Source organism: Brevundimonas sp. KH_058 (assembly GCF_057838505.1).
Window position 1 is genome coordinate 2,076,020 of sequence record NZ_CM174469.1, and the last position, 25,253, is coordinate 2,101,272.

The 25,253-nt window shown below is 67.0% G+C and carries 25 protein-coding genes; 11 read left to right on the forward strand and 14 right to left on the reverse strand.

Going from position 1 to position 25,253, the window contains the following annotated elements; all coding sequences use genetic code 11:
- Positions 1-93: 93 nt before the first annotated feature.
- Together AC3ISA_RS10015 and AC3ISA_RS10020 are read left to right on the forward strand one after the other, a co-directional pair.
- Entirely contained in the window at positions 94-2,763 is a 2,670-nt protein-coding gene (locus tag AC3ISA_RS10015) for a TonB-dependent receptor (RefSeq protein WP_489177770.1), read from the forward strand.
- A gap of 215 nt (positions 2,764-2,978) precedes the next feature.
- Positions 2,979-3,599: a DJ-1/PfpI family protein gene (locus AC3ISA_RS10020; protein WP_489177771.1), complete on the forward strand. Its 621-nt coding sequence runs from the start codon at positions 2,979-2,981 to the stop codon at positions 3,597-3,599.
- 67 nt (positions 3,600-3,666) lie between these two features.
- Here AC3ISA_RS10020 and AC3ISA_RS10025 read toward each other — a convergent pair whose 3' ends face one another.
- Together AC3ISA_RS10025 and AC3ISA_RS10030 are read right to left on the reverse strand one after the other, a co-directional pair.
- Entirely contained in the window at positions 3,667-6,759 is a 3,093-nt protein-coding gene (locus tag AC3ISA_RS10025) for an efflux RND transporter permease subunit (RefSeq protein ID WP_489177772.1), read from the reverse strand.
- Between the two features lie 12 nt (positions 6,760-6,771).
- Complete coding sequence (locus tag AC3ISA_RS10030; protein ID WP_489177773.1) at positions 6,772-7,917, reverse strand: efflux RND transporter periplasmic adaptor subunit; 1,146 nt, start codon at positions 7,915-7,917, stop codon at positions 6,772-6,774.
- A gap of 196 nt (positions 7,918-8,113) precedes the next feature.
- Between AC3ISA_RS10030 and lepA the strand changes: the two genes are divergently transcribed.
- The gene (gene lepA / locus AC3ISA_RS10035) at positions 8,114-9,922 is read left to right on the forward strand and encodes a translation elongation factor 4 (protein ID WP_489177774.1); all 1,809 of its coding nucleotides are present in this window, start codon (positions 8,114-8,116) and stop codon (positions 9,920-9,922) included.
- Positions 9,923-10,118: 196 nt separating this feature from the next.
- On the opposite strand, the gene AC3ISA_RS10040 is transcribed toward lepA, so the two are convergent.
- On the reverse strand, positions 10,119-10,871 hold the full coding sequence (locus AC3ISA_RS10040) for an SDR family oxidoreductase (protein ID WP_489177775.1): 753 nt from the start codon (positions 10,869-10,871) through the stop codon (positions 10,119-10,121).
- Positions 10,872-10,985: 114 nt separating this feature from the next.
- Here AC3ISA_RS10040 and AC3ISA_RS10045 point away from each other — a divergent pair, with 114 nt between their 5' ends.
- Positions 10,986-11,390, forward strand: a complete 405-nt coding sequence (locus AC3ISA_RS10045) for a winged helix-turn-helix transcriptional regulator (protein WP_489177776.1) — start codon at positions 10,986-10,988, stop codon at positions 11,388-11,390.
- 138 nt (positions 11,391-11,528) lie between these two features.
- Here AC3ISA_RS10045 and AC3ISA_RS10050 read toward each other — a convergent pair whose 3' ends face one another.
- A complete protein-coding gene (locus AC3ISA_RS10050; protein ID WP_489177777.1) occupies positions 11,529-11,858 on the reverse strand; it encodes a DUF1491 family protein in 330 nt (109 codons plus the stop codon).
- A 55-nt stretch (positions 11,859-11,913) separates the two neighbouring features.
- On the opposite strand from AC3ISA_RS10050, the gene AC3ISA_RS10055 reads away from it, so the two are divergent.
- Entirely contained in the window at positions 11,914-12,786 is an 873-nt protein-coding gene (locus AC3ISA_RS10055) for a hypothetical protein (protein ID WP_489177778.1), read from the forward strand.
- Here AC3ISA_RS10055 and AC3ISA_RS10060 read toward each other — a convergent pair.
- The 4 genes from AC3ISA_RS10060 to AC3ISA_RS10075 all read right to left on the reverse strand — a co-directional run bounded on the left by AC3ISA_RS10060 (position 12,783) and on the right by AC3ISA_RS10075 (position 15,899).
- A complete protein-coding gene (locus tag AC3ISA_RS10060) occupies positions 12,783-13,157 on the reverse strand; it encodes an ammonium transporter (protein ID WP_489177779.1) in 375 nt (124 codons plus the stop codon). The two genes, AC3ISA_RS10055 and AC3ISA_RS10060, sit on opposite strands and share 4 nt — an antisense overlap.
- Positions 13,154-13,450 carry an autorepressor SdpR family transcription factor gene (locus AC3ISA_RS10065; protein WP_489177780.1) on the reverse strand — a complete coding sequence of 99 codons (297 nt, stop codon included), beginning with the start codon at positions 13,448-13,450 and terminating at the stop codon, positions 13,154-13,156. The genes AC3ISA_RS10060 and AC3ISA_RS10065 overlap by 4 nt, the downstream gene beginning before the upstream one ends.
- Positions 13,451-13,617: 167 nt before the next feature.
- The gene (locus tag AC3ISA_RS10070) at positions 13,618-14,139 is read right to left on the reverse strand and encodes a hypothetical protein (protein WP_489177781.1); all 522 of its coding nucleotides are present in this window, start codon (positions 14,137-14,139) and stop codon (positions 13,618-13,620) included.
- Between the two features lie 74 nt (positions 14,140-14,213).
- The gene (locus AC3ISA_RS10075) at positions 14,214-15,899 is read right to left on the reverse strand and encodes a sensor histidine kinase (protein ID WP_489177782.1); all 1,686 of its coding nucleotides are present in this window, start codon (positions 15,897-15,899) and stop codon (positions 14,214-14,216) included.
- 161 nt (positions 15,900-16,060) lie between these two features.
- Here AC3ISA_RS10075 and AC3ISA_RS10080 point away from each other — a divergent pair, with 161 nt between their 5' ends.
- Both AC3ISA_RS10080 and AC3ISA_RS10085 read left to right on the forward strand, forming a co-directional pair.
- Positions 16,061-16,492, forward strand: a complete 432-nt coding sequence (locus AC3ISA_RS10080) for a SufE family protein (protein WP_489177783.1) — start codon at positions 16,061-16,063, stop codon at positions 16,490-16,492.
- Between the two features lie 60 nt (positions 16,493-16,552).
- On the forward strand, positions 16,553-17,221 hold the full coding sequence (locus tag AC3ISA_RS10085) for a hypothetical protein (protein WP_489177784.1): 669 nt from the start codon (positions 16,553-16,555) through the stop codon (positions 17,219-17,221).
- A gap of 4 nt (positions 17,222-17,225) precedes the next feature.
- On the opposite strand, the gene AC3ISA_RS10090 is transcribed toward AC3ISA_RS10085, so the two are convergent.
- The 3 genes from AC3ISA_RS10090 to AC3ISA_RS10100 all read right to left on the reverse strand — a co-directional run bounded on the left by AC3ISA_RS10090 (position 17,226) and on the right by AC3ISA_RS10100 (position 19,151).
- Complete coding sequence (locus tag AC3ISA_RS10090; RefSeq protein WP_372692534.1) at positions 17,226-17,966, reverse strand: hypothetical protein; 741 nt, start codon at positions 17,964-17,966, stop codon at positions 17,226-17,228.
- Between the two features lie 121 nt (positions 17,967-18,087).
- The gene (locus AC3ISA_RS10095) at positions 18,088-18,798 is read right to left on the reverse strand and encodes a DUF6456 domain-containing protein (RefSeq protein ID WP_489177785.1); all 711 of its coding nucleotides are present in this window, start codon (positions 18,796-18,798) and stop codon (positions 18,088-18,090) included.
- On the reverse strand, positions 18,795-19,151 hold the full coding sequence (locus AC3ISA_RS10100; protein ID WP_489177786.1) for a chromosomal replication initiator DnaA: 357 nt from the start codon (positions 19,149-19,151) through the stop codon (positions 18,795-18,797). Before AC3ISA_RS10100 ends, AC3ISA_RS10095 begins: the two co-directional genes overlap by 4 nt.
- A gap of 380 nt (positions 19,152-19,531) precedes the next feature.
- Between AC3ISA_RS10100 and ctrA the strand changes: the two genes are divergently transcribed.
- Both ctrA and AC3ISA_RS10110 read left to right on the forward strand, forming a co-directional pair.
- Entirely contained in the window at positions 19,532-20,233 is a 702-nt protein-coding gene (gene ctrA / locus AC3ISA_RS10105) for a response regulator transcription factor CtrA (RefSeq protein WP_135193504.1), read from the forward strand.
- A 179-nt stretch (positions 20,234-20,412) separates the two neighbouring features.
- A complete protein-coding gene (locus AC3ISA_RS10110; RefSeq protein ID WP_489177787.1) occupies positions 20,413-20,796 on the forward strand; it encodes a hypothetical protein in 384 nt (127 codons plus the stop codon).
- 184 nt (positions 20,797-20,980) lie between these two features.
- On the opposite strand, the gene AC3ISA_RS10115 is transcribed toward AC3ISA_RS10110, so the two are convergent.
- The 3 genes from AC3ISA_RS10115 to AC3ISA_RS10125 form a co-directional block, all read right to left on the reverse strand.
- Positions 20,981-22,345, reverse strand: a complete 1,365-nt coding sequence (locus AC3ISA_RS10115) for a serine hydrolase (RefSeq protein ID WP_489177788.1) — start codon at positions 22,343-22,345, stop codon at positions 20,981-20,983.
- 85 nt (positions 22,346-22,430) lie between these two features.
- A complete protein-coding gene (locus AC3ISA_RS10120; RefSeq protein ID WP_489177789.1) occupies positions 22,431-23,753 on the reverse strand; it encodes an ATP-binding protein in 1,323 nt (440 codons plus the stop codon).
- Complete coding sequence (locus tag AC3ISA_RS10125; protein ID WP_489177790.1) at positions 23,741-24,457, reverse strand: response regulator; 717 nt, start codon at positions 24,455-24,457, stop codon at positions 23,741-23,743. Before AC3ISA_RS10125 ends, AC3ISA_RS10120 begins: the two co-directional genes overlap by 13 nt.
- A gap of 195 nt (positions 24,458-24,652) precedes the next feature.
- Between AC3ISA_RS10125 and AC3ISA_RS10130 the strand changes: the two genes are divergently transcribed.
- Both AC3ISA_RS10130 and AC3ISA_RS10135 read left to right on the forward strand, forming a co-directional pair.
- Positions 24,653-24,853: a hypothetical protein gene (locus AC3ISA_RS10130; RefSeq protein WP_372692526.1), complete on the forward strand. Its 201-nt coding sequence runs from the start codon at positions 24,653-24,655 to the stop codon at positions 24,851-24,853.
- A 90-nt stretch (positions 24,854-24,943) separates the two neighbouring features.
- Positions 24,944-25,189 (forward strand): hypothetical protein, encoded by a 246-nt coding sequence (locus tag AC3ISA_RS10135; RefSeq protein ID WP_489177791.1) that lies wholly within the window; start codon positions 24,944-24,946, stop codon positions 25,187-25,189.
- Positions 25,190-25,253 lie beyond the last annotated feature (64 nt).

Sequence of the window (25,253 nt, forward strand, 5' to 3'; positions counted from 1 at the left end):
GATAACGAACGATCCTCCAAGAAGGGGACGTCGATGGGAACAGGAAACGCCGCGATCGCCACTGGCGTCGCGGCTTCAGCCGGGAGGACGCCTATGCGCCGCAATCTTCAACTCAGAACCACTGTGTCCGCCGCCGTCATGGGCGCCGCCGTTATGGGCTTTGCCGGCGTCGCCGCCGCACAGGAAGCCCCGGCGACCGTCGACGACATCATCGTCACCGCCCAGAAGCGCGAACAGAGCCTGCAGGACGTGCCGATCGTGGTCACGACCTTGTCGCAGGAACTGCTGGACGGCGCCGGCGTGCGCGACATCAAGGATCTGCAGATCCTGACGCCCGGCCTGACCGTCACCTCGACCCAGTCGGAAGCCTCGACCACCGTCCGCATCCGCGGCGCCGGCACCGTGGGCGACAACCCCGGCCTGGAAAGCTCGGTCGGCGTGGTCATCGACGGCGTCTATCGCTCGCGCAACTCGGTCGGTTTCGGCGACCTGGGCGAACTGAGCCGCATCGAGGTCCTGAAGGGCCCGCAAGGCACCCTGTTCGGCAAGAACACCTCGGCCGGCGTCATCAACATCATCACCGCGCGCCCGTCGTTCGATCCGTCGATCTCGGCGGAACTGACCGGCGGCAACTTCGGCGCCATCGGCGGTTCGGTCTCCGTCACGGGCGGTCTGACCGATCAGGTCGCCGGTCGCCTGTTCGTCGCCCATCGCGAGCGTGACGGCTTCTACGGCGTCAACGTCGGCGACGGTCCGCGCACCATGACCCAGGACAATACGCAGAACTATACGACCGCGCGCGGTCAACTGCTGATCCTGCCCAACGACAACACCTCGATCCGCCTGATCGCGGACTACACCAAGCGCGACGAGTTCTGCTGCGCCGCCGTCCAGACCCGCGTCGGCCCGACCCAGGCCTTCATCGCCGCCCTGACCGCGCCGAACGGACCCGGTCAGCGGCCGCCCGTCGCAGGTTTCGGCCCGGTGCCCTTCTCGCGCCTGGCCTATTCCAACCGCGAGACCCCGCAAGAGATCGAGGACATGGGTCTGTCGGCGGAAGCCACCATCGACTTCCCCAGCATCAACGCCACCCTCACGTCGCAGACCTCGTGGCGCGACTGGTCGTTCCAGCAGGGGATGGACCTGGACTACACCGGCGCCGACATCCTGTACCGCGCCAACGACGGCTCCAACGGCTATGGCGTCGACAACCTGACGCAGGAATTCCGCCTGGCGGGCACGACGGACAAGTTCGATTGGCTGGTCGGCCTGTTCGCCACCAAGGAAGGCGTCTATCGCGACGACAGCTATGTCTATGGCTCGGACTACAACGCCTTCGCCTCCCTGCTGCTGACGGCGACGGTCCCGGCGGCTCTGGGTGGACCGAACCCCGGACGCCTTGGTTGCTTCACAAATCCAAATGGCCTTTTGGTCAGCACGACGCCTTCGCCGCCCTCGCCCTTGCCGCCGGGCACCCCGTTGTGCGCCGCAGGCCTCGTGCCCCCCAGCGCCGCCGCCCCCACCTTCGCGGCGGGCAAGGCCTATCAGGATCACTATTCGCAGCGCTCGGAGTCGGTGGCGATCTTCACCAACAACACCTATCGGGTGACCGAGGCCTTCGATATTAATCTGGGCCTACGCTACACCTATGACAGCAAGCGTCTGCTGGGCGTTCAGGACAATCTGGGAACTAACGGCGCGGCCTGCGCCGCTGCAATCCAAGGTTTCCGTAGTCCGACGCCTTCCGCTATCCCAGGCACTGCCAACGCCTCTACGCCGCCGGCAGCGGTCAGCCTGCTGTGCTTGCCTTGGTCCAACCCGCTCTACGATAATCGCCGGATCCAGGAGAAGTTCAGTGACACTGACCTGTCTGGCACGATCAAGGCGTCGTACCGCTTCAACCCCTCAATCATGGTGTATGGGTCCTATGCGCGCGGCTACAAGGGCGCGGGCTACAACATGGACCGGGTGCAAAGCCCCACGGCGGCAAATCCGCTGCCAATAAATCCTGACTCCTCGCTGTTCTTCGCCGCCGAAACGGTCGACAGCTATGAGGCGGGGGTCAAGACGACCCTGTTCAACCGCACCATGCTGCTGAACCTCACCTACTTCGATCAGAAGTTCGAGAACTTCCAGCTGAACACCTTCCTGGGCACCGCCTTCGTGGTGGAATCGATCCCGGAACTGACCTCGCGCGGCGTCGATGCCGACATGGTCTGGTTCACCCCGGTCGAGGGTCTGTCGTTCCAGGGCGGCGTGACCTACACCGACGCCAAATACGGTCAGTTCGGCGCCGGCGACCTGTCCAGCCCCGGCCGCTTCCCGCAGCTGTCGCTGCTGCCGGGCGCGCGCGCCTCGTTCGCCCCGGAATGGTCGGTCACGGGCGCCCTGGCCTTCGACCGCTCGCTGGGCGGCGGCCTGCGCGGCGGGTTCAACCTGTCGGCCAAATATTCGACCGAATACAACACCGGCTCGGACCTGCTGCCCTACAAGAACCAGGACGCCTTCACCGTCGTCAACGGCCGCATCTCGATCGGTTCCGAAGACGAGCGCTGGACCGTGGACCTGTGGGCCCAGAACCTGCTGCAGGAAAAATACACCCAGGTCGGCTTCGCCGCGCCTCTGCAAGGCACGGCCTTCACCAACACAGCGACGCCCCAGGCGAACGGCACCTTCTACAACCAGGCCACCGACACCGCGACCTACAACGCCTACCTCGGCGCCCCGCGCACCTACGGCGTCACTCTGAAAGTGAGATACTGATCGTCAGGCCGCAAGGCTGAACGACGAAGGGCCGACCGGGCAACCGGTCGGCCTTTTTTCTTTGGAGCACGCGGGATTTGGCGGGGAATTCTATTTTGAGATGTCCCCTCGAGTTCTGCTTTACACATTCATGAAATTAGGAAGCTCCACTTGTGTCGGAATCGCAGCTAAGCGACCGTGCAATCTACCTCTCCTCTTTCCTTGCCGAGCCCGCCATGCAGATCGCTGTTCTAACCCTTGACGGTTTCAACGAGCTGGATTCCTTCATTGCAGCAGGCGTGTTGAACCGGATGAAGCCGCAGGGCTGGGCGGCTCACATCACCTGCCCCACACCGGAGGTCACCTCGATGGCCGGGGTGACGATTCAACGCCAGAAGTCGTTGGAGTTCTTGGCGGAAGCCGACGCCGTGCTGATCGGTAGTGGGATCAAGACCCGCGATTACGCAGCCGACGCCGCGTTTCTGTCGCGGCTCCAACTTGACCCGTCGCGCCAGCTAATCGGCGCTCAATGCTCTGGTACGCTTCTACTCGCCAAGTTGGGGCTGATCGGCGATCTTCCTGCCTGTACCGATCTGACGACTAAGCCGTGGGTGATCGAGGCGGGCATCCGTGTCGTGGACGCGCCTTTCGTGGCGCACCAGAATGTCGCGACAGCGGGTGGCTGTCTGGCTTCGCAATACCTTGCTGCTTGGATGATCGCGCGCATGGCGAGCGTCCATGACGCAAAAGAAGCTCTTCACTACGTCGCCCCCGTGGGAGAGAAGGCCGAGTATGTTCAGCGCGCTATGGCGGCGGTGACGCCATTTTTGGACGGTCGAGAAGAACAGGCTGCATAAGGCGGCATCGTTCCCGCGCCACCACCCTTTGAAGACCCACCGAGGGTCCGCAAAGGGCTGAGCGACATCACTCAACCAACGGCGCAGGCCTTGGCTTGGCCAGCTCGCGCTGTCCGGCCGTCTTGCGGTGCAGGATGCGGCGGCCCCAGCCGGCGATGTCGTCGACGATGGTGAAGATGGCGGGGATGTAGAGCAGGGACAGGAAGGTCGAGGAGATCAGTCCGCCCAGCACGGCGATGGCCATGGGCGAGCGGAACTGGACGTCGGCGCCGACCCCCATGGCGATGGGCACCATGCCCGCCCCCATGGCGAAGGTGGTCATCAGGATGGGGCGGGCGCGCTTGTGCGCCGCGTCCATGATGGCCTCGTGACGCGGCATGCCGTCCCGCTCGGCCATGATGACGTAATCGACCAGCAGGATGGAGTTCTTGGCCGCGATCCCCATCAGCATCAGCACCCCGATCAGGGCCGACATGGAGAAGTTGGCGCCGCCGATGGCCAGGGCGATGAAGGCGCCGCCGATGGCCAGGGGCAGGGCCGCCATGATGGTGATCGGGTAGGCGAAGCTTTTGAACAGCAGCGTCAGAACCGCATACATCAGCAGGATGCCCGAGGCGAAGGCGATGCCGAAGCCGGTCAGCATCTCCTGGATGAACTCGGCGTCGCCCGCCGGCACCTGGCGCACACCGGCGGGCAGGTTCTGAACCGAGGGCAGGCGGTTGACCGCTGCGCCCGCCGCGCCGGTGGCGATGCCGTCCAGCTCGGCGCTGATCGAGGCGATCCGCGACCGGTCCTTGCGAGTGACGGTGGCGGGACCGGCGCCGAACTGGATGTCGGCGACGGCGCTCAACGGCACCGAGGCGCCGTTGTTGCCCGGCACGCGCAGGTTTTCCAGCACCGACAAATCCTCGCGCGCGCCTTGCGTCAGTTGCAGGCGGATCGGGATCTGGCGGTCGCCCAGATTATATTTGGGCAGGTTGCGATTGATGTCCCCGATTGTAGCGACGCGCACGGCCTGGGAGATGGCGCCGGCCGAGACGCCGGCCAGGGCCGCCTCGTCGGCACGCGGCGTGACCAGGATTTCGGGACGGGCGATGGCGGCCGAGTTGACGATGTTGGCCAGGCCGGGAACCCCGCGCATTTCCTGTTCGACCTTGCGCGCCGCGGCGTTCAGGGCGTCGGGGTTATCGCTCAGGATCGAGAAGGTGTAGCTGGTGCCGTCGCCGGGACCGCCGCCCTGCTGGGCGATGCCGGCGCGGATCCGGGCGCCGGGGATCTGTTTCAGCTCGTCCACCATGGCGCGGGCGAAGGCCTGCTGGCTCAGATCGCGATCGCCCTTGGGCGTCAGGTCGGCATAAACATTGGCCTGGGTCACGTCCTGACCGCCGACGGCGGCGTATACCGAGGTGACTTCGGGACGGGCTTCCAGCCGTCTGGTGACCTGCTGAACCACGGCGTCGGTCTGGCGCAGGGTCGAGCCGGGCGGCAGCTCGACCTGGAAGGCGGCGCGGGCCACGTCGCCGGGCGACATGAACTCGAACGACATCTTGGCGACGACGGCCGTGGTGATCGATCCGACCAGGAACAGGATGCCGAGGATGAAGACCTTCCACCGATTGCCCAGCGACCAGCGCAGGGCCTTCAGATAGCCGCCCATCCAGAAGGGATCGCGGTCCTCGTGGTTGGTGTGTTTCAGGATGAAGGCCGCCATCAGCGGCGTCAGGGTCCGCGCCACCAGCAGCGAGAAGGCCACGGAGACGCAGGCCGCCAGGGCGAAGGCCTTGAAGAACTGGCCGATGATGCCGGGCATGAAGCCGACCGGCGCGAAGACGGCGATGATGGTCGCCGTGGTGGCCACGACCGCCAGGCCGATCTCGTCGGCCGCCTCCAGCGAGGCGTCATAGGGCGGCTTGCCGTCGCGCATGTGGCGGACGATATTTTCGATCTCCACGATGGCGTCGTCGACCAGAATGCCGATGGTCAGCGACAGGGCCAGCAGCGTCACCACGTTCAGCGACTGATCCAGCGGGCCCAGGATGGCGAAGGTCGGGATCAGCGACATCGGCATGGCCATGGCCGCGATGAAGGTGGCCCGCCAGTCGCGCAGGAAGATGAAGACGATGATGACCGCCAGCACCGCGCCCAGCAGCAGGGCCTCCAGCGAGGCGAGGTAGGATTCCTCGATCTGTTCGACGCTGGCGGTGACCTGGCTGATCGTCAGTTCGGGATTGGCGTCGTCGAGCTTCTTGACCGCTTCCCGGACCTTTTCGGCGACCTTGACCTCGGACGCCGTGCGCGAGCGCAGGAAGTTGAAGGTTACGGCCTCCTGGCCGTTGTAGCGGGCCAGGCGGCGCGGCTCGCTCCACTTGTCCTCGACCGTGCCCAGGTTATCCAGACGCACCGTCTTGCCGTCGCCCAGCGGCACCAGGGTGTCGCGCAGTTGCGCTACGGATGTCGCGGCGCCCAGGGTGCGCACGGCGCGCTCGGACCCGGCGATGGTGACGCGGCCGCCCGGCAGGTTGTTGTTGACGTTGTTCAGCGCCTGGCTGACCTCGGCGGCGGTGACGCCATAGGCGGCCAGACGTTGCGGATCCAGCTCGACGCGGATCTCGCGATCCACCCCGCCTGAACGGTTGACCTGGCCCACGCCGCCAAGCGCCAGCAGGCCCCGGCTGACCTCGTTGTCGATGAACCAGCTGATCTCTTCCGGCGTCATGGTCGGCGAGCGGACCACATAGGTGATCAGGGCGTCGCCGGTGATGTCGATACGCTGGACCGCCGGTTCCTGCATGTCCTGGGGCAGGCTGGCGCGCAGACCCGTCATGGCGTTGCGCACGTCGTTGGTCGCGCGGTCGGTGTCGGTGCCCAGCTCGAACTCGATCGTCGTGGAGGACACGCCGTCGGTGATGTTGGAGGTGATGTGGCGCACGCCCGACAGGCCCGCCAGCGAATCCTCGATCAGGCGCGTGACCTGGACCTCCATCTCCGCCGGCGCCGAGCCGGGGCGGGCGGCCGTGACGGCGACCAGCGGGAAGTCGATGTCGGGGTTCTGGTTGATCCGCATTCCCATGAAGCCGACCACGCCGCCGAGCGTCAGCAGCAGGAACAGCAGGATGATCGGAATCGGGTTCTTGATCGCCCAGGACGACATCTGGTTCATGGTCGTCGGATCCTATTTGGCCGCAGGCTGGGCGGCGGGCCGGGCAGGGGCGGCGACGGCCCGTACAACGGCGGGGGCGACGTTGACGCGGTCGCCTTCGTTCAGGAAGCCGGCCCCGTCCACCGCCACGCGGGCGCCGACGGCGACGCCGCTGACCGCCGTCTGGGCGTCGGTGCGCGACAGAACGGTCACCGGCTGGAAGTGGACCGTGCTGTCGCCGTTCACGACGAAGACGCCGGGCTTGTTCTCGCGATACAGCACCGCGCCGGTCGGCACGGTGGTCGCCGGCTGGTCGCCGACGGCGATGTCGGCGCGGGCGAACATGCCGGGGCGAAGCTGGGCGCCGGGCGCCAGGGAGATGCGCGCCAGGCCCAGACGGGTCGAGGCGTTGACCTCGGGCGTGACGATGCGGACCGAGCCGGTGGTTTGGCCCGCCTCGCTGGAGGTGACGGTCGCCGACTGTCCTGCGCGGATCAGGCCCAGTTCGGTCTCCGGCACCTGGGCGTCCAGCTCAAGCCGGCCGTCGCGGACCATGCGGAACAGTTCGGTCCCGGCCGAGATGATCTGGCCCTTGGTCACGCTGCGGCTGATGATCAGGCCGCTGACAGGTGCGCGGATGGTGGACTGGTCGAGCCGCGTCTGGGTCTCGGACAGGGCCGCGCGGGCGGCGGACAGACTGGCGGTCGAGGCGCGCTGGTTGGCCAGGGCCGTGTCCAGCGACGCCTGGCTGAGGAAGCCGCGCTCCTTCAACTGCTGGGCGCGATCCAGGGCGGATGCGTCGCGCGCCGCATTGGCGTCGGCCAGCTGCACCTGGGCCTGCTGTTGCCGCAGTTGGGCGCGCAGCAGGACGTCGTTCATCTGCACCAGGGGCTGACCCTGACGGACGTAGGAGCCTTCGTCTACATACCGCGCCACGGCGGTCAGGCCGCCGGTTTCGGCCGCCACCGGCACTTCTTCCCAGGCCGAGACGGTGCCCGATGCGGTCACGGTGCGGTTCAGATTGGTCTGGACGACGGTCGCGGCGCTGACGGTCTGGCGCGAACCGCCTGCGGCCTTCTCGTCCTTCTTTTCCTCGCCGTTTCCGCCGCAGCTCGCCAGCAGGAAGGCCGACAGGGCCATGGCGCCGAGGCTGAGAGCGGTTCGGGTCGTCTTGGACACGGGGGAAATCCTCGGTTGCAGGCGAAGCGGATCGCCGGCTCGCGCCGGTGGGGAAGAAGGCCTGCTGCATACCGCGTCCGCGACACCTTCTCAAACGCCGAAAGGCTTTATTGCGAAGGCTTAATGTGACGTAAGGCGCGGGCTGGATCGGCCGTGCGGCTGGCCCCCGCCCTCTACGCGTGATAGGGGCGCGCGGATGACGACTCCCCCTATCTCGAACATTCGGAACTTCAGCGTGGTCGCGCACATCGACCACGGCAAGTCGACCCTGTCCGACCGACTGATCCAGCACACCGGCGGCCTGACCGCGCGCGAGATGTCCGAGCAGGTGCTCGACAACATGGACATCGAGAAGGAACGGGGCATCACCATCAAGGCCCAGACCGTGCGCCTGAACTACCGGGCCAAGGACGGCCAGGACTATGTCCTGAACCTGATGGACACGCCCGGCCACGTGGACTTCGCCTATGAAGTCAGCCGCTCGCTGGCCGCCTGCGAAGGGTCGCTGCTGGTGGTGGACGCCTCGCAAGGGGTCGAGGCCCAGACCCTGGCCAATGTCTATCAGGCCATCGACAACAATCACGAGATCGTCCCCGTCCTGAACAAGGTCGATCTGCCGGCCGCCGAGCCCGAGCGGGTCCGCGCCCAGATCGAGGACGTGATCGGCATCGACGCCTCCGAGGCCGTCCTGTGCAGCGCCAAGTCCGGCATCGGCATCGAGGACGTGCTGGAAGCCATCGTCACCAAGTTGCCGGCGCCCAAGGGCGACGTGAACGCCCCCCTGAAGGCCATGCTGGTGGACGCCTGGTACGACCCCTATCTGGGCGTCGTCGTGCTGGTGCGGGTCTTCGACGGCGTCTTGAAGACCGGCATGCGGGTCAAGATGATGCGCAACGGCTCGACCCACCTGATCGACCGGGTCGGCGTCTTCCTGCCCAAGAACACCCCAGTGGATCAGCTCGGCCCCGGCGAGGTCGGCTTCATCACCGCCCAGATCAAGGAAGTCGCCCACGCCGCCGTCGGCGACACCATCACCGACGAGAAGAAGCCGACCGCCGAACCGCTGAAGGGGTTCAAGGAAGTCCAGTCGGTGGTCTTTTGCGGCCTGTTCCCGGTCGATGCCGCCGATTTCGAAGACCTGCGCGCCGCCATCGGCAAGCTGCGTCTGAACGACGCGTCATTCACCTACGAGATGGAAAGCTCGGCCGCCCTGGGCTTCGGCTTCCGCTGCGGCTTCCTGGGCCTGCTGCACCTGGAGATCATCCAGGAGCGTCTGAGCCGCGAGTTCAACCTCGACCTGATCGCGACGGCGCCGTCGGTGGTCTACAAGATCGGCCTGCGCGACGGGTCCGAGCTGGACCTGCACAATCCCGCCGACCTGCCCGACGTGATGCAGATCGAGACGATTTCCGAGCCGTGGATCAAGGCCACCATCCTGACCCCCGACGAGTATCTCGGCAGCGTGATCAAGCTGTGCCAGGACCGTCGCGGCCAGCAGATCGAACTGTCCTACGTCGGCAGCCGCGCCATGGTGGTCTATGAGTTGCCGCTGAACGAGGTGGTGTTCGACTTCTACGACCGGCTGAAGTCGATCTCGAAGGGATACGCCTCGTTCGACTACGAGATCACCGAGTACAAGGTCGGCGACCTGGTCAAGATGAACATCCTGGTCAACGCCGAGCCGGTCGACGCCCTGTCCATGCTGGTCCACCGCGCGCGCGCCGAGACGCGCGGCCGGGGCATGGTCGAGAAGATGAAGGAGCTGATCCCGCCCCACCTGTTCGTCATCCCGATCCAGGCGGCCATCGGCGGCAAGATCATCGCTCGCGAGACCGTGCGCGCCCTGCGCAAGGACGTGACCTCCAAATGCTACGGCGGCGACGCCACCCGCAAGAAGAAGCTGCTGGAGAAGCAGAAGGCCGGCAAGAAGAAGATGCGTCAGTTCGGCAAGGTCGAGATCCCGCAGGAAGCGTTTATCGCCGCGCTGAAGATGGACGACGATTGATCGTCTAGCGACAATCTTCTCCCTCCCCCTGCGGGGGAGGGTGGTCGCGTAGCGACCGGGTGGGGGCGGCCGGGCAAAGCCTCACGGACCTCGTTTGAAGTCAGATCGGTGCGCGGTCGCCTGCCGCCCCCACCCGGCTTCGCCTGCGGCTCAGCCACCCTCCCCCGCAGGGGGAGGGAAAGGCGTCTGTGTAGCCTCAGTGCGCGCCGTTCAGACGCTCGAACACCGCCTCATAGCCGTTCGCCTCCGCGAACCGCAGCGGCTTGACCCGTTCGACCAGAACTTCGCCGCGCGGGGTCTCGCCGCGTTCGATCAGGCCGATCACCTCGGCCGTATAATCGGCCAGCGGCATGGAGTTGGGGTTCTCCGCATGGCCAGGCATCAGGTCGGTGGCCACGGCGGGCGGGGCCAGTTCCAGCACCTCGACCGATGTGTCGGACAGCTGATGCCGCAGCGACTGGGTCCAGGAATGGATCGCCGCCTTGGTCGCATTATAGGTCGGGGTCGCCGCCAGCGGAATGAAAGCCAGGCCCGAGGTCACGGTGATCACCGTGGACGCCGCCTGCGCCCGCAGATGCGGCAGCAGCGCCGCCGTCAGGCGGATGGGGCCCAGCAGGTTGGTCGTGACGGTCGCGTCCACCACGTCCAGGTCGAACGGCTCGGCCTTCAGGTCCTCGGCCTGCATGATGCCGGCGTTGTTGATCACCACGTTCAGGGCGGGGTGATCGCTCACGACCTGGGCGGCGAAGGCGCGGATCGCGGCCGGGTCGGCGACGTCCAGCGCGGCCCACGCCATGCCCGGATTGGCCTCGACCACCGCCTTCAGCGCGCTCTCGCGGCGGCCGGTGATGACGACCTGGTTTCCGCGTGCGTGCAGGGCCTCGGCCAGGGCGCGGCCGATGCCGGAGCCGCCGCCGGTGATCAGGATGGTGTTGCCGGTGATGTTCATGGGTGTCTCTCCTGACGGGGGTGCGTCGTTGCGACAGACGAGGTATGGCTGATGCTCTCCATTGGAAAGTAGGCACCGAAAGTCGCCATACTTACCCAAGCGAAAGATTTGGACATGACGGCCACTCCGCCCCCAAGAATCGCCCACCCAGAGACCGGCGAATACGCCGACCCCCGCGTCGAGGCCCTGGTCAACGACGTGATCGGCCGGGTGGCGGACAAGTGGACCATGCTGATCCTGGAGGTTCTGGCCGAACACGGCGAGCAGCGCTTCACCCGTCTTGGACAGCTGGTCGGGGGCGTAAGCCAGAAGATGCTGACCCAGACCCTGCGTCAGATGGAGCGCGACGGCCTGGTGATCCGCACCGTCCATCCGGTCATCCCGCCCAAGGTCGAATACCGCCTGTCCGACCTGGGCCTGACCCTGGCCGAAGCCTTCTGCGGCGTCTGGACCTGGGCCGAGAAGAACATCGACCGCATCGAGACGGCGCGGGCCGAGTTCGATGGGCGAGGTAAATAATCCCGCTCATCCCGGCGAAAGCCGGGACCCAGTTCTTTCGCATCGCTGGTGCGCTGGATGACCGCTGGTCTTCGATCCGATGCAGCTTTCGCCCAAAGTGCTGGGTCGCGGCTTTCGCCGGGATGAGCGGATTTGGGATCAGTTCTGCACCTTCTCCGTGATGAAATGTCGCCCCTGCCGGTCCTCGATCTCGACGACCCACAGATCCGGATCATACCCCCGCTGCCGGGCGATATAGGCGTCCAGTTCGCTTTCGCTGTCGCTTGTCACCGGTTGGATCCACAGGCGGTCGCCGTCGGTTCCGAAGGCCTCGGTGTAGAGGCGGGCGGTGCGGGTGGAGGTGTCATAGGCCTTGACGATGACCGAGCCGGCGCGGGCGTCGCCCTTGGCGACCACGGTCGCATAGGCGCCCTCGATCTGGGCGCGGCGGATCAGGGCGCTGACCCACAGGTCGCTGGAAAGAAGCAATTCGCTAACCCTGCTCGAACACGGAACCCCAACGCTGAGCCGCTAGGGTCGAGGCATGAGGATAGGCCTTTCACCCCGGCGGACCCAAGCCCTGATCTCGGCCCTGATCTCGGCCGTGCTGATCACCGCGACCCCCGTCGTGGCGTTCGCCGCGCCGCAGGATCGCTTTTATGAGCGCAGCTTCGTGCTGGCCGCCAACGACCGCTGCGGCCTGTTCGAGCCGCAACTGACCGCCGCCCTGACCGCCGCCGCCTATCAGGCGCGGGGCGCGGCCCTGCGTGCGGGCGCCAACGACCGGCAGCTGGCCGAGACGGCGCAGCGGGCGCGGGCGCGGGCGGGCACGACGCCGTGCGGATCGGCCGATCTGAAGATGGTCAGCGGCCGGGTCCAGACCGCCTTTTCCGGCTGGTCGCGCACGGCGCGGATGGAGTTTCCCGGCGAGCGCAGGGGCTGGAGCGCGGACCGCGCCGCATACGCCCGCCCGACCTGGCGGCTGATGCAGGCGACCGTGACCGGCGCTTCGCCCGTGCGGTTCGGGGTGGTGGGCGGCATGGATCGTCCCGACCAGCTGGCGGCCGTGGTGTCCTGGCAGGGGCGCTCGCGTCCGACCGGGGTGCGAGTGGTGATGCGCGACCATACGGTGGCGCCGCGTCCGTGGCTGGCGCACGAACTGCCGCCGGTCTCGCAACGCCGCGCCTTCTGGGCCGCCGGCGTGACCAGCGCCGATACGATGCTGCTGGCCGAAGGCCGCCCGGCCGGTCAGGCCTGGCTGTTCCCCGCCGCCGCCGCCGATACGCTGGCGGCGCTGGACCCGCGCGAGGTCTTCACCGTCGAATTCCTTTTCCGCGACGGCAGCATCGCCCGCTCCACTTTCGAGGCCGGGGATTTCGCGGCGGGCCGGGCGTTCCTGGCGATGGGGCAGGTTTAGGCGGCTTTCGCCCTGGCCCTCAACGACATGCAGTAACAGACCGTGACGGCGATGCCGACCAGGATCGCGCCGCATCCGCCGACCAAGGCGACCGAGAAGGGCGCCAAGGCCCACAGGCCTGCATAGATCAGCCCGCTCAAAGCCATGGACCAGCCCGCGACCCGGTTCACGCGTTGGACATAGACGCTGGGCGCCAGGGTCTTGGGCAGGCGATTGCCATACCAGGCGACCATCAGGCCGGTGGCGCATAGGGTGATGCGGCTGGCGGCGTCGCCGTCGATGTATCCCTGTTTCAGGGCGAAGGTGGCGGCCAGCGACAGGGCGATGATGCCACCGGCCCAGGCCACGCTTTCGATCAGTTCTTTTCTCATCGCGAAATCCCCTCCTTGGGATGGGGCGCCTCGGCGCTCCGTTCGAACGAATGGACGAAACCCATCAGCGCCTCTTCGAGGACCGAGAGTTTCAGATGGTAGATGACCGATTTCCCGGCCTTCTCGGCATGCACAAGATCGGCCTCCTTCAGCACGGCGAAGTGGGCCGACATGGTCGGCTTGGACACGTCGAACTCATCGCTCAACTCTCCCGCGCTCATCGGCCCCTTGCGCAGAAGCTGAAGGACCCGTCGCCGGGTCGGATCGGAGAGCGCCTTGAAAACCTGACTCATGATAAGACAATTAGCTAATTGTCGAATTATGTCAAGTGCAGACGATATGAAAGGGGATCGCCAGCATCGCCCGATCCATCTTCGAGGCCGACGACTTCGCGGCGGGTTGGGCTTTCTGGCGATGGGGTAGGTTTAGAACGGTCGGTTTTTCTCCCGTCGCGGTCCGATCACCGCTGCCGTTCAGCTTGATATTTTGACGCTTCCGAAGCCTTCACTTCGTATCCGATCGGCGTTCGGACGAGATCTCTGGCCAGCGGTACGGCTCCGCTAGGCATGATCGGTAGCGCAGCCGTATCGGGCCAGCGCTGTCGTATCTTTGGGATCAATGAGGTTTGAAGCTCTGCCGACCGTTGACGATTCTCACCCTTCGAAAAGGTGATCCAAACGCGCCCGATATGGTCGGCTCCGTCCATTGCAGAGACCATGTTTTCTTCGTCGTTTCCGCGCGAGATCGAGGCGTTAAGGGTCAGCGGTGACACACGCGACAAGGCTCTCAGTTGGTCGTCTGATGCAGCATCAAGGTGGTAGCCCCGCTCTTCGGCTTCCTTGCGCATTAACGCCAGGAAGTCGGACTTGTCGGCTGCTGTCGGTAGCGGAACTTCGAAGGCGGCCACCGTCTGCAAGCTTTCGGGCTGATCGGCCACGCAACCGATGCACAGCAACGCGAGCAGGGGCGAAAGTCGAACCATGTTCTATGATCTGATAGATCATGGATGGGGTCAACGACCGCTTCCCCCTTTAGCGGGCCACCCTGCCGATCATATCAAGCCTCGACCGTGACCGGCGCGGGTTCGACAGCTTCTACTTCCACCACCATCACCGGCAACCGGATCATCACCGCCGCGCCTTCGCCCAGGGTGCTGTCGATGGTCATGCGGCCGCCGTGCAGTTCGGTGAGGCTGCGGACCAGGGACAGGCCCAGGCCGGTGCCCTGGGCCTTCTGGTCGGCGCCACCGGCCTGTTCGAAGGGGCGGCCCAGGCGTTTGAGGTCTTGCGGCGCGATGCCGACGCCGGTGTCGGACACGGCCAGATCCAGGTCCGGGCCGTCCGCGTCCAGGGTGATGGTGACCGAGCCGCCGGCGGGGGTGAACTTGACCGCATTGGACAGCAGGTTCAGCGCCATCTGCTTCAGGGCGCGGGCGTCGGCGCGCACCTTCACCGGCTCGGACGGAAGGACGGCGGCCAGATCCACCCCCTTGTCGTCGGCCTGAAGCCGGACCAGGGCGACGGCGGCGGACACGGCGTCGCGGGCGTCGAACGCCTCCATGACCAGCTGGTAGCGTTCGGCCTCGATCTTGGACAGGTCCAGCACGTCGTTGATCAGGTCCAGCAGGTGGCCGCCCGCCTGGTGGATGGCGTCGGCGTATCCGGCGTAGCGTTCGGGCAGGGGGCCGAACAGCTTCTGGCGCATGATGTCCGCAAAGCCGATGACGGCGTTCAGAGGGGTGCGCAGCTCGTGGCTCATGTTGGCCAGGAAGCGGGTCTTGCCGGCGGACTGGGCCTCGGCCTCGACGCGGGCGGTCTCCAGGCCGAGTTCGCGGGCGAACTGGGCCGTGCCGTCGAAGGCCTGGGCGATCAGGCGGGGGTGATCCGCATCGTGCTGGAACGGCCCCAGGATCATGACCACGCGCCGGTCCAGGGCGATGCGGGGGGTGAACTGGACCTCGACCTGTTGCCCCGACAGGGCGCGGGCCAGGGCGGCGGACACGGCCGGGCGGTCGGGCGCATGGACGGCCGAGATCAGGCCCTGCTCGCTGAGCGCCAGCACCGACAGGGCGGGCGGGGGATTTCCCCAGGTCGCCACGGCGCGGCCGGACGGATCGAGCAGCAGGGTCAGGGCCGGCTGATCTTCCAGCAGGGCGGCGATGCGGGCGGCCTCGTCCTCGGCGTCGGCGAGACGACCTTGGCGCTCGCTCCAGGTCAGGCGCATGGCGGCGATGATGGCGCCCATCGCCAGCAGGCCCGAGACGGCGGCCAGCAGCGGGGCTTGCGCCTCCGGCCCGTTCAGCCAGGTCGAGACCAGGCCCGACAGCAGCGGCAGGCCGACGGCGAAGGCGCCCAGCCGCGTGAGCCGGTCTTCGCCGGTGCGGCCATGATCGAGGGCGATCCCGGCGGCCAGAGGCATGAGGATCAGTCCCGGCAAGGCCCCGGTCGCGCCGCCCGTCAGCCCCGCCGACGCCGTGGCGGCCAGCAGCCAGCCGGCCATGGTCGCAAACCGCAGGCCCGCAGTGTCGCGCACCATCAGCACAACGCCGAAGATGCCGGGGAAGGCCATGATCAAAAGGGCGGCCAGCGGCGCGTCCTTCAGCCCGTCCAGCATCTGGGCCGCCAGGGCCGTCAGGCTTATCGCCACGGCCCAGATCGCGTGCCACAGGGCGACAAGCGGCGCGCCACTTTGCTCGTGGGGGCGTCGGTCGTCCTGTAATCTGGTGTGGGCGTCGGATTTCAAGCGGCAGGCCGTTGTTCTGTCTGCGTCCAGACTAGTCCTCGCCTTGAGTCGGAGCGAGGCCGCTCCCCCGTAAGGCGAACCCCATCGCGGCGTTCACCATGAATATCGGGGGACAAAACGGCCGGTTGTCGTTAACGGCCCGGCGGCCTATCTGGCGGACCATGAGCGCGCGCACCCCTCCGACCGAGACGATTGACCAGACCCTGGCCGAACTGGCCGAGGATTTCGACCTGCTGGGCGATTGGGAGCAGCGGATCGAATATGTGATCGAACTGGGCAAGGGGCTGGCCCCGCTGGATGACGCCGACCGCCTCGAAGCCAACAAGGTGCCGGGCTGTGCGGCCCAGGTCTGGCTGGCGACGACGCCGGCGGACGGACGGCTTTGGTTCGCCGCGGATAGCGACAGCGCCCTGTCGAAGGGCAATATCGCCCTGCTGCTGAAACTCTATTCCGGCCGCACCGCCGCCGAGATCCTGGCCTTCGACGCCCGCGCCGCGCTGGACCGGCTGGGCCTGCCGTCGGCGCTGACGCGCCAGCGCGCCAATGGGTTGAACAGCATGGTCGGTCGCATCCGCGAGGCGGCGCTGGCTTAACGGCCTTGCCAGCGGCGGCCCGACGACCCACCATCGCGGGGTGTGGACGAGGGACGCGAAATGGACCTGCTGAAGATCCTGCGCAGTTTCGAGGAGTTTCTCTTCGAGGCCGTCAGCTGGCTGGTCTTCTATCCCCTTACCCTGTGGCGGATCCTGCGTGGGCCGCTGGCGGCGATGGACTATTCGGACCGCGAACAGGGCGACAGCGAAGAGCATCGTTACGACGACGCGCTGAGCCCGCCGCTGTTCCTGCTGGCCACCATCGTCCTGGCCAATCTGATATCCTTGGCCCTGCACGTGCCGCCGCCGCAAGAGACGTCGGAGACGACCCACATCCTGCTCGCCTCGCAACAGAACCTGGTTCTGTTCCGCTCCCTGGCCTTCAGCCTGATCCCCCTGGTCGCGGCCGTGACCCTGCTGCGTCATCAGAAGAAACGGATCAGCCGCGAGACCCTGCGCGCGCCCTTCTATGCCCAATGCTATCTGGCGGCCGTCTGCGCGGCCTTCGTGTCGGTGGGCGGCGACATCTTCGGGCGGCCAGACCTGCCCAACGCCGTCGGCGCCGCCATCATGATCGGCGGCGCCGGATGGTTCCTGTTCGTCCAGGCGCACTGGTTCGCGCGGCGACTGAATGTCTCGACGGCCCAGGGCGCGGGCATCGCGATCTGGGCGGCTGTGCGGGCGGTGATCTATCTGTTGGCGATCCTGGTGCCGATCGCCCTGATCTGAAGCCTCAGAACGGATCCATCGAACGCACGTCGCCCGAGGCCGAGACGGTGCAGCGCGAGCGATACGAGCCCGTCGCCATCGTCAGTTCGAAATCGCCGCGCCCCAGGTCGCGCACGCCGATGGGCACGCTGGAGCCATAGGGGCGGTTCTGGAACTCGTCGGCGCGACGCGAACAGGCCTGACGCGCGGCGTAGGGGGCGTTCTGCATCCAGCCGCTGTTGGCGTGGCGGCGGTTCTGACCCTCGTCCTCGCCGGCCAGGAAGCCTTCGTGATAGCCCTCGGTCTCGTGGTTGGCATCGTAGTCGGCGCCGTGCAGGGCGGCCTCGTAACCGCGCTGATATTCCCGGTCGTGGTCGCCGTCGGCGTCGCGGTGGCGGCTGTTGTGGGCGGCGATGGCGGCGGCGAGGCCGACGATGGCGACCCCCGCCGCGATCGCCGTGGCGTTCGACCGATCCGATCCGCCCGATCCGCACTCGCTGCGGCCCGCCTGGTTGATCGAGGCGTAGCGGCCGTCACGCGTCATGATGGACACGCAGTCGTTCCCATTGCGCCAATAGGTCATGCGGCCGTCGCCGACGACCTCGGACCGATCCGTGGCCTGATAGCCGCGACGGTTCAGCTCGCCCTCGGCCTGGCCCGCTCGGGCGCCGACCATGTCTCTGAGCGCAGAGGGCGTCTGGGCCGCCGCCGGCAGCGCGGTCGCCAGCATCAGGGTGGACAGGGCGCAGGCCAGGGGACGGGACATGGGGAGATCTCTGGTGGGGCAGGACAACCTGAAGGCGATGCCATAGCCGCCCCGTTTCGGAAATCCTCGCTGTGTTCGAGCGCCGATTTTTTGGGGTGCAATCTGTGCACTTTGTTTCAAATCATCCGATCCCATAGTGGTCCGCCAAGGCCTGCAGCGCCTGTTTCAGCACCGTCTTGCCCTGGCGGCGGCGAAGGCCCAGGCCGGTTTCGGCCAGTTGCAGGCTGTCGCCGTGGATGCAGATGCGGGTCAGGATGGGGCGCAGGCGCGGGCCGACGGCGGCGAGCGCGCCCTCGACCCGGCGCGCGGCCGACAGGGCGCGGTCGGTCGGCTCCATCCGGGCGGAGGTTCCCGACCCGCTGTGGGGCAGGGCGTCCCAGCGCATGGTCAGGGACGGGCCCTTCATCGCCTGTTCCGCCTCGCGACGCAGCCGTTCGCCGGCGGCGGCCTCGGCCGGGGTCAGCCAGGGACGGCCCGAGGCGTCCTTGCGCCGCGCCAGCCAGGCGATGGGGCTTTCGCCTAGATTGGCGCGGTGACGCACGATGCGGCCGTCGGCCTGGATCAGGTCGCGTTCGCCCGCGACGAAACCGGGCCGGCCGGGGGGAGGGGGCGCGGTTTCGTCCGCCGTCGTTCTCGCCGTCCAGCCGCCGCCGGGCCGGGCGCGCAGGCCCGGCTGATCAACCAGGGCGCGGAACTCGACCTCCGTCAGGGTCAGGCTGATGCGGCTGCGACGATCCGCCGACAGTCTCAGCGCATAGACCCCGCCGTCGGCCCCCAGCCAGGCGCCGGGCCGCGCCATCAGGCCGCGCGCGCGTTCCAGCAGCCGGCTCATTGGACCAGGTCCAGGCGCGGGGTCTGGTACAGGCCCTGGATACAGGTCTCCAGCTCGTTCAGCAGGTCATCGACGGGACGCCGTTCGCGTTCGTCCTCGACCCAGCGGCAGGCGGTTCCGACGCTGGCGCGATTGACGCCGAAGACGTGGCTGACCCGCTCCAGCGTCCAGCCGAAGGCCACGTGCGACAGATACATGGCCAGCCAGCGCGGGCGGGCGGTGCGCGGGTTCATCCGGCCCCCGCCGATCATCTGCGACGGCTGCGCGCCGGTGCGCGCCGCCACCAGATGGACGGCCAGCCCCGCCTTGACCCGGTCTTCCTCGCTGACCGGCACCCTGTAATCCTCCAGCATGAAACGCCTCCCTCTCTCGCACTTCGATGACGGCAGCATAGAGGGCTGCCGACCTTGATATAGGAATAAAGTCCTATTACACGTCAAAACCGGACGTGACGCCTTGCCCGCCTTGAGGTTGTGCGAACGACCCTATGTCGGATGTCGGTGGATGGAGGGGACGAAGCGAGGGGGCGCGCGACGGCGCCCGGACCAACATGGTTAATAAATTTCGAATCGTTGCCTCCAACCCCTCGACGGCGATTCGCAAATCACCCTAGATTCGTCTCAATCGGATGGCGTTAACCCTTCTTAAGGTTTTCACGTCTTAACTTGCGAACAAGGTTACCCGGACGTTCGTCAGGGTGGTTACCGCAAAGCTTTTGCCTGGAGGGGCACGTATGCGCGTCCTGTTGATTGAAGACGATCACGCAACCGCCCAAAGCATCGAACTGATGCTGAAGTCGGAAGGCTTCAACGTCTATACGACGGACCTGGGTGAAGAAGGCATCGATCTGGGCAAGATCTATGACTACGACCTCATTCTTCTTGACCTGAACCTGCCGGACATGAGCGGCCTGGAAGTCCTGCGCCAGCTGCGCGTCGGCAAGGTCAACACCCCGGTCATGATCCTGTCGGGCAGCCACGAGATCGAGACCAAGGTCAAGACCTTCGGCGGCGGGGCCGACGACTACATGACCAAGCCCTTCCACAAGGACGAGCTGATCGCGCGCACCCACGCCGTGGTCCGTCGCTCCAAGGGTCACGCCCAGGCGATCATCCACACCGGCGAGATCGCCGTGAACCTGGACGCCAAGACGGTCGAGGTGAACGGTCACCGCGTCCACCTGACGGGCAAGGAATACCAGATGCTGGAGCTGCTCTCGCTCCGCAAGGGCACGACCCTGACCAAGGAAATGTTCCTGAACCACCTGTACGGCGGCATGGACGAGCCCGAGCTTAAGATCATCGACGTCTTCATCTGCAAGCTGCGCAAGAAGCTGGCCACCGCCGCCGACGGCAAACACTATATCGAAACCGTCTGGGGCCGCGGCTATGTGCTGCGCGACCCGTCCGAGAGCGTCGTCACCGTCGCCGCCTGATCGGTCTTCGATCCGCCGATTTTGAAACGCCCGCCGGAAACGGCGGGCGTTTTGGGTTTCGGCGTCGAGGTCATCGATTGAGCCGGCATCGCGACGGTTGACGTCTAGTGCTGCGACGGCCACAACCTGAAATATCTATCGGGGCCATGTTCGGCTGATCTCGATCTCCAAAAGGGATGATGGCCAAATACAAGCCGATCGATTGCGGTCCATTGGCGGTCAGCCTCGTCAACGACGCGATGGGTTGGTCTCTGCGCCCTGGTCCCGTCCATTTCTCCGCATCGGCTCAGGAACACGCTGAAGATCGGCATCCTGCCGACTATCCGATCTGCATCCAACATATCGGGCAGATTTTGCAGGCGCCCGATTGGGTTGGGCAGGGGCCGAAGGATCGCGAGGGCTTCGTCATGGTCAGCCGCATCGCCGTCGCAAAAGCGATCCTGCTGGTGGCGATCAAGCTCAAGCCGGACGACCTGGGGCGATATGTCGTCGCCAGCACCTATCGGGTGTCGCAGCGCGATCTGGATGGCCGCGTCGCCAAGGGCTACTGGCTGCCCACATAAGCAAAAGGCCCCGCCGATGGCAGGGCCTCTTTTCCAATCTGAGGGCGGGTTCCCAAGGTCCCGCATCTCTTTCGGCTTTCGCCTACTTTACGCCGTCCTGAGACGGAGTGTGTGAGGAGGGAGTTCTCACCTCATCAGATCAGGCATTCAACCTAGCCTTGAAACGGCGAAATTTCAAGACCGGTCACTGCCGCTTGGCCGGCATGTCGCGGCCGCCCTGATGCAGGACCAGGCCCTCGACGGCGCCTGCCGCGTTACGGGTGAAGGTGATCTGGGCGTCGATGGCGGTCAGGAAGAAGGCGTCCTCGGCCTCCGCCGTTAGGGCGAAGGCCGGCTGGCCGGTCGCTTGGGCCATCAGCTTGCCGTCCACGACCGAGATCGTCAGGGCGAAAGTCGGGGCCAGATTATAGACGCCCTCGTAGGCCTTGAGCGCGTCGGGCGAGAGGGCGACGGCGCGGCGCTCGCTGGGCAGGGTGACGGTGCCGCCGCGCGCCAGGGTGACCAGGGCGGCGCCCAGCTTGTCCGGCACATCGCCGTTCAGATTGCCCAGGACGATGACGGCGGTTCGGTCGCCCGGATCATAGGCCATATAGGTGTTGAAGCCCTCGATGGCGCCATTGTGCCAGACCAGCTTTTTGCCGTCGGCCTGGGTGACCAGCAGACCCATGGCGTAGTCGCTGCGGACGGGGGTGGTCAGGGCGGTCATCGACTGGGGGTTCAGCACCCGGCCGCCGAACAGGCCCTGTTCCCATTTCAGCAGGTCATGGGTGGTCGAATAGAGGGCGCCGGCGCCGGTCGGAATGCTCATGTCCACATAGTCGGCGTTGACGATGCCTGCGTCGGTTCGCGTGTAGCCGGACGCGCGGCGAGCCAGCATGGCGTCGTGGCGGTCATAGCCGCTGTCGGCCATGCCCAACGGGGCGAACAGATTGGCGGTGACGAAGTCGGCATAGGTCTGGCCGCTGGCCGCCTCGATGATGGCGCTCAACAGGACATAGCCCGAGTTGGAATAGGCGAAACGCGAGCCCGGCGCGAAGTCCAGCGGTCGGTCGCTGAACCGCGCGATCAGTTCGGCCGTGGTCGCCGGTCGGGTTTTCAGCGCCTCATAGTCGTCGAAGGCGGTGAAGTTGGGGATGCCCGCCGTGTGGCTGAGCAGATGGCGCGGGGTGATGGCGTCCCAGGCGGCTGGGGCGTCGGGCAGCCAGGTCTTGATCGGCGCATCCAGATCCAGCTTGCCCTGCTGGTTCAGCAGCATGATCGCGACGGCGGTGAACTGTTTGGTCAGCGAGCCGAGACGGAACCTGGTGTCGCCGTCGTTGGGAATGTTCCATTCGCGATTGGCGAGGCCATAGCCCTGATCCAGCAGGATACGCCCATCGCGCGCGACCAGGACGGCGCCGGAAAAGGCGTCGGCCTCGCTGGAGGCGCGGACCACCTGATCCATGCGCGCGACATCCTGGGCCGCAACGGGACCGACCGTCAGGGCCAAAGCGCTGAAGGCGACCAGCAGAACCGTGCTGCGACGACGGGCGGGAAGGAACTGGGGCAAGGGCGGTCTCCTGAGCGCGTCACGGTGACGCTTTCAGGGAGAGGCGTCGAGCGATCGTTCTGGATGCAGGCCCGGCGGATTTTTGTCAGGTCTCGAACGTCAACGTCGCCTCAAGCCCGCCGCCGTCGGCATTGGCAAGGGTCAGCTGGGCGCCGGCGCGGTCGGCCATGCGGCGGGCGATGGTCAGGCCCAGGCCCGAGCCGCCGCTGTCGCGAGAGCGTGACGGGTCAAGGCGATAGAAGGGTTCGAACAGGCGCTCCAACTGATCCGGCGACACGCCGGGGCCGTGGTCGCGCACGATCAGGCGGAGGGTCCGGCCGTCCCGGACGGCGCTAACGGCTGCATCGCCGCCGTGGCGGACCGCGTTGTCGATCAGATTGGTCAGGCAGCGGCGCAGGGCCTGGGGGCGGGTCGGGACGACGGCGCCACAGCCGCCGACGAAGGCGACGGGCTGGCCCGCCTCGGCCGCGTCCTCGCAGATGGCGGACAGCAGGGCGTCCAGATCGACGGGGGTCACGGCCTCGACCGTGGTCTCGATCCGCGCCAGATCCAGCCCCTCGCGGACCAGATGATGCATTCCCGCCAGGTCGGTGATGAACTGGGTGCGCAGGGTCTCGTCTTCGATCTTCTCGACGCGCAGCCGCATCCGGGTCAGGGGCGTCTGCAGGTCGTGGGCGACGGCGGCCAGGACGCGGGTGCGGTCCTCGATCATGGTCTTCAGCCGGGTCTGCATGGCGTTCAGGGCGGCGGCGGCCTGGCGCACCTCGCGCGCGCCTTCCTCGACCAGGGGCGGGCGGTCCAGATCGTGGCTGAGGGCGACGGCGCCTTGGGACAAACGGTTCAGCGGTCCGGCCGCCAGGCGCGACGCCACCCAGCCGGTCAGCAGAACGGCGGCGAGCCCGGCGAACAGCAGGGCGGCGGCCTCGCGGCTGAGCGTCCAGGGACGCGGGGCGGGCGGCAGGCTGATCGCTACCGGGACGGGCGCGCCATTGACCGGACGCAACACCAGGATGCGACAGCGCAGACGATCGGCCGCCGCGCCGCACGCCCCGGCTGAGGCCTCGAACGCCTTGACCGAGACCCCGTCGACGCCCCGCCGCTTCAGCGCCTCGGCCACCGCATGGGTCAGCGACGGATCGGGCGCGCCCAGCCTCTGACCGGCCGCATCCGGCAGGCCGTCGGTCAGGCCGGCGGCGGGATCGTCGCTGGAGCCGGCCAGGTCCACGATCCGTTCGGCGGTGGTGAAGTCATGGGCCTGGGACAGGCGATGGCGATGATTGAGACCCAGGGCCGCGAAGGTCACGCCGGCCGCCAGCAGGGCGCCGATCAGCAGCAGCAGGAACAGCCGCGTGGTCTCGGCCTCGGCCCGGCCGTGGCGCGGGGTCAGGCGCGCCCCTAAACCCGCCATGTGACGGGTCCGACCAGCATATAGCCCAGGCTGCGCACCGTGCGGATCAGGGCCGGGGCCCTGGCGTCGTCGCCCAGCTTCTGGCGCAGGCGGCTGACCCTCAGATCGATCGCGCGGTCGTCGGCGTCGGCGACGGTGGACAGGGCGCGGATCCGCTCGCGCGACAGGGGCTTGCCGCCGTTCCTGACCAAGGCGTGCAGCAGGTCGAAATCGGCCCCCGAAAGCGGGGCCAGCCGCCCGTCCGGCGCGGTCAGGGCGCGCGCCGCGATGTCCAGTGACCAGTTCGAGAAGTTGGCGTGACGCCCCTCCATCGCCGTCGCCTCGCCCCCCGTGCGACGCAGCACCGTGCGGATGCGCGCCACCAGTTCGCGCGGCTCGAACGGCTTGGCCATATAGTCGTCGGCGCCCATCTCCAGACCCACGATCCGGTCGATGGGATCGCCCCGCGCCGTCAGGATGATGACCGGGGTGCGCGAGACGGCTCGGATGCCGCGACACAAGGACAGGCCGTCCTCGTCCGGCAGGTTCAGGTCCAGCACGACCAGATCGACCGGCCCCGCCTCCAGCGCCGCCTTCATGGCCCGGCCGTCGGCGGCCTTCACCGTGCGAAACCCGTGCTGCTCCAGATGGTCGGACAACAGGTTTCGGATGTCGCGGTCGTCATCGACGACCAGAAGGACAGGGGCGGCGGCGGTCTGGGACATTGGCGTTCGGCGAGCAGTTTGAAGCGCGATCTGTCGTCCCGTCTCATGGCCAAAGCGCGGCGGATACAGTCGGACACAAATCTCTTCGCGCCCGACACGCGGCGACACCGACTGGCCCCGAACCGGCCGGACGGCGGTCCGAAACAGTGACTGTCCGACACGAGGCCGGACGCCAAACACACAGAAAGACCCGCCATGAAGTCCTTCCGTTCCACCGCCGCTTTCGGCGCCGCCGCCCTGGTGATCCTGACCAGCGGCGCCGCCTTCGCCGGCACGCCTTCGGCCCCGTCGTCGGGCTCTCACGCCCGCCCCGCCGCCTCGGCCCGTGCGCATTCGCATCGCCAGGTCAGCCACGCCCGTCATCACCGGGCGATGACCCCCGCCAAGAAGAAGTAGGCCCGACGCCTATGACGTCCTGCCGGTTTCCCCCGGCCGGCAGGACCCCGACTTTCCTGATTTTTTGACCTTCAAACGAAAGACATCGACATGAAAACCTTCCGCACCGCCGCCGTTTCCGCCGTCGCCATCGCCGCACTGACCAGCGGCGCAGCCTTCGCCGGCACGACCCCGGCGCCCTCGACCGCCATGACCGCGCGTCCGGCCGCGACCGCCTCGGTCACGACGCCCGCGCCGTCGGCCCGTGCGCCGCGCGCGCATCGTCGGGGTCATCAGGCCCAGGCCCAGACCTCGGTCCAGGCTCCGGCGACCGTGACCGCCAAGCCCAAGAAGTAAGCCGACCACCACCTCCGGCTCGCAAAGAAACGCCCGGCTGTCGCAAGACGGCCGGGCGTTTCCG

Coding starts and splice junctions, on each gene's coding strand:
- AC3ISA_RS10015 (WP_489177770.1), top strand. CDS start 94: ATGCGCCGCAATCTTCAACTCAGAACCACTGTGTCCGCCGCCGTCATG.
- AC3ISA_RS10020 (WP_489177771.1), top strand. CDS start 2,979: ATGCAGATCGCTGTTCTAACCCTTGACGGTTTCAACGAGCTGGATTCC.
- AC3ISA_RS10025 (WP_489177772.1), bottom strand. CDS start 6,759: ATGAACCAGATGTCGTCCTGGGCGATCAAGAACCCGATTCCGATCATC.
- lepA (WP_489177774.1), top strand. CDS start 8,114: ATGACGACTCCCCCTATCTCGAACATTCGGAACTTCAGCGTGGTCGCG.
- AC3ISA_RS10040 (WP_489177775.1), bottom strand. CDS start 10,871: ATGAACATCACCGGCAACACCATCCTGATCACCGGCGGCGGCTCCGGC.
- AC3ISA_RS10045 (WP_489177776.1), top strand. CDS start 10,986: ATGACGGCCACTCCGCCCCCAAGAATCGCCCACCCAGAGACCGGCGAA.
- AC3ISA_RS10055 (WP_489177778.1), top strand. CDS start 11,914: ATGAGGATAGGCCTTTCACCCCGGCGGACCCAAGCCCTGATCTCGGCC.
- AC3ISA_RS10060 (WP_489177779.1), bottom strand. CDS start 13,157: ATGAGAAAAGAACTGATCGAAAGCGTGGCCTGGGCCGGTGGCATCATC.
- AC3ISA_RS10065 (WP_489177780.1), bottom strand. CDS start 13,450: ATGAGTCAGGTTTTCAAGGCGCTCTCCGATCCGACCCGGCGACGGGTC.
- AC3ISA_RS10070 (WP_489177781.1), bottom strand. CDS start 14,139: ATGGTTCGACTTTCGCCCCTGCTCGCGTTGCTGTGCATCGGTTGCGTG.
- AC3ISA_RS10080 (WP_489177783.1), top strand. CDS start 16,061: ATGAGCGCGCGCACCCCTCCGACCGAGACGATTGACCAGACCCTGGCC.
- AC3ISA_RS10085 (WP_489177784.1), top strand. CDS start 16,553: ATGGACCTGCTGAAGATCCTGCGCAGTTTCGAGGAGTTTCTCTTCGAG.
- AC3ISA_RS10090 (WP_372692534.1), bottom strand. CDS start 17,966: ATGTCCCGTCCCCTGGCCTGCGCCCTGTCCACCCTGATGCTGGCGACC.
- AC3ISA_RS10095 (WP_489177785.1), bottom strand. CDS start 18,798: ATGAGCCGGCTGCTGGAACGCGCGCGCGGCCTGATGGCGCGGCCCGGC.
- AC3ISA_RS10100 (WP_489177786.1), bottom strand. CDS start 19,151: ATGCTGGAGGATTACAGGGTGCCGGTCAGCGAGGAAGACCGGGTCAAG.
- ctrA (WP_135193504.1), top strand. CDS start 19,532: ATGCGCGTCCTGTTGATTGAAGACGATCACGCAACCGCCCAAAGCATC.
- AC3ISA_RS10110 (WP_489177787.1), top strand. CDS start 20,413: ATGGCCAAATACAAGCCGATCGATTGCGGTCCATTGGCGGTCAGCCTC.
- AC3ISA_RS10120 (WP_489177789.1), bottom strand. CDS start 23,753: ATGGCGGGTTTAGGGGCGCGCCTGACCCCGCGCCACGGCCGGGCCGAG.
- AC3ISA_RS10125 (WP_489177790.1), bottom strand. CDS start 24,457: ATGTCCCAGACCGCCGCCGCCCCTGTCCTTCTGGTCGTCGATGACGAC.
- AC3ISA_RS10130 (WP_372692526.1), top strand. CDS start 24,653: ATGAAGTCCTTCCGTTCCACCGCCGCTTTCGGCGCCGCCGCCCTGGTG.
- AC3ISA_RS10135 (WP_489177791.1), top strand. CDS start 24,944: ATGAAAACCTTCCGCACCGCCGCCGTTTCCGCCGTCGCCATCGCCGCA.